Source organism: Streptomyces sp. GC420 (assembly GCF_009916105.1).
GTDB lineage: Bacteria > Actinomycetota > Actinomycetes > Streptomycetales > Streptomycetaceae > Streptomyces.
Genome location: NZ_JAAAXQ010000667.1, coordinates 1 through 2,305 on the forward strand (window position 1 = coordinate 1; position 2,305 = coordinate 2,305).

Annotated in this window: 3 protein-coding genes; 1 reads left to right on the plus strand and 2 read right to left on the minus strand. The window is 72.3% G+C overall.

From position 1 onward, the window contains the following. Positions 1 to 79: 79 nt before the first annotated feature. Positions 80 to 499 (minus strand): nuclear transport factor 2 family protein, encoded by a 420-nt coding sequence (locus tag GUY61_RS37605; RefSeq protein ID WP_166634772.1) that lies wholly within the window; start codon positions 497 to 499, stop codon positions 80 to 82. Between the two features lie 63 nt (positions 500 to 562). Here GUY61_RS37605 and GUY61_RS37610 point away from each other — a divergent pair, with 63 nt between their 5' ends. Further along, positions 563 to 1,144 carry a TetR/AcrR family transcriptional regulator gene (locus tag GUY61_RS37610; protein WP_208106945.1) on the plus strand — a complete coding sequence of 194 codons (582 nt, stop codon included), beginning with the start codon at positions 563 to 565 and terminating at the stop codon, positions 1,142 to 1,144. A gap of 27 nt (positions 1,145 to 1,171) precedes the next feature. Here the strand turns inward: GUY61_RS37610 and GUY61_RS37615 are convergent, their stop codons facing one another. Beyond that, positions 1,172 to 2,161: a fibronectin type III domain-containing protein gene (locus tag GUY61_RS37615; RefSeq protein ID WP_313897033.1), complete on the minus strand. Its 990-nt coding sequence runs from the start codon at positions 2,159 to 2,161 to the stop codon at positions 1,172 to 1,174. Positions 2,162 to 2,305: the final 144 nt, after the last annotated feature.

The following is a 2,305-nucleotide window of genomic DNA, read 5'->3' on the forward strand; positions in this document are numbered from 1 at the left end:
CCGCCGACCCCGGCCCTTCGGCCCCCGCGGCCTCCGGGCGCCGCCCGTCGCTGCGCCCGCCGATCCGCCCGATCCGCCTTCAGGCGGCGATGCGGCGGTCGTCCGCCCCGATCGGCAGGTCGTTGATGCTGGCGTAGCGCCTGCGCATCAGCCCGCTCCCGTCGAACTCCCAGTTCTCGTTGCCGTATGCGCGGTACCACTGCCCTTCCGCGTCGTGGTACTCGTACTCGAACCGGACGGCGATCCTGTCGCCGGTCCATGCCCACAGTTCCTTGCGCAGCCGGTAGTCCAGTTCGCGCTCCCACTTGCCGGTGAGGAACGCGACGATCTCGTCCCGGCCCTTGAGGAACACGTCCCGGTTGCGCCACTCGGAGTCCTCCGTGTAGGCGAGCGCCACCTTGTGCGGGTCCCTGGTGTTCCAGGCGTCCTCGGCGAGCTGGACCTTCCGGCGGGCGGTCTCCTCCGTGAACGGCGGCAGCGGGGGGCGGGACGTGGTCATGGGACTCTCCTCGCGACAGTGGAGAACGGGCGTTCTCTCGCTGTGCGCTACCGTAGGAGAACGATGGTTCTCGCGCAAGGGCGGCAGAGGGTGGACGTGGAGACGGCGAAGGAACGGGTGCTGGACGCGGCCGAGGAGCTCTACTACGGGCGGGGCGTCCAGGCGGTGGGGATGGACGCGGTCCGCAACGCCTCGGGCGTCTCCCTCAAGCGGCTCTACCAGCTCTACCCGTCCAAGGGCGACCTGGTGGAGGCCTGGCTGCGCCGCCGTGACACCCGCTGGCGGGACCGGCTTGCGCGGTACGTCGAGACGGTCGACGCCGGTCGGCCGCGGGAACGGATCCTGGCGGTCTTCGACTGGCTGTACGGGTGGTTCGGCGAGCCCGGTTACCGGGGCTGCGCCTTCATCAACTCCTTCGGCGAGCTCGGCGCCGCCTCGCCCGCCGTGGTCGCGGCGGCCCGCGAGCACAAGGAGGCCTTCCGGCGGTACATCGGGGGCCTGGTCGCCGACGCGGAACTCCCCGCGCACCTCGCCGGCCAGCTCGCGCTCCTCGCCGAGGGTGCCATGACCACCGCCGCCATCTCGGGCACTCCCGAAGCCGCCCGCCAGGCCCGTGCCGCCGCGCGCACGCTGATCGGCGACTGATCGTCGCCGCACCCCGATCCGGCGGGCTCAGTGTGCGTGTGCGCGGCCCGTGGTGACCGTCCGTTCCGCGGAGAAGGCGCCCCATTTCCCGTCGGGCAGCCGCGCCCTGAGGCGCACCCGGTACGTCGTGCCGGGCTCGTCGCCGAGACGGAGACTGTACGCCGCCCGGCCCCGGGGGGCCTTCGCGCCCCACACCAGGGTCGTGGCCAGTTCGCCGTCGATGTGGATCTGATAGTCCGTGACCTCGCCGCCGGTGCGGGGCGGCGTCCAGGACAGATCCAGGTGGTACGCGCCGGAGGCGTGCCTGCTCTTCGCCTGCAGGTCCGCCGGAGCCGTGCCCGGACCGGGGCCGCCCGGTCCCGAGGGCGTGGAGAGGCGCACGGCCCCGCTGGGTTCCGAGAGGTTGTCCGCCCGGTCCCTCGCCCGGACCGTGAAGGTGTAGTCAGTGCCGGGACGCAGGCCGCCCACCACTGTGTTCGTCGTGTCGCCCGGCACGCTGTGGATCTTGGCGTCGCCCTGGTAGACATCGTAGGAGGCGACGCCGGTGTCGTCCTTCGCCCTCTTCCAGTCGAGACTCGCCGACGTGCCGTCAGCCGCCTTTCCGCGCAGCCTGGAGGGGCGGGTCGGCGCCTCGGTGTCCGCGCTGCCGGTCGACGGCGTGGTGACCGGGACGCCCGCGCTGTGCGGGGAGCGGTTGCCCGCGGCGTCGCGGGCCCTGACGGTGAACGTGTACCGGGCGGAGGGCTTCAGCCCCGTGATGTCGACCATGTGCTGCTCGGCGTGGACTTCCTTGACCTTCGTGCTGTTCCGGAACACCTCGTAGCCGGTGACACCGGAGTCGTCCGAGGCGGCGTTCCACATCACATGTACGGAGGCGGAGCTGCCGGCGTGGACGGTGACGCCGGACGGCGCCGAGGGCGGCTGCCGGTCGCGCGAGTCGCCGGCGCACGCGGCGAGCGGCACGGCGGACAGCAGCAGGGCGGCGGCGAGCAGGGCGGGGCCGGGGACGCGTCGCACGGGCGGGCCTTCCGTTCGACAGCAATGGTCTAGACATATATGGCACAGTCGTCCGGCGGCATCAAGAGGCCCGTGCAGCCCACCAAGACGGCCCGCACCCATCAAGAGACCCGTACACGTCAAACTCTCCCTCCTCCCGCGCCG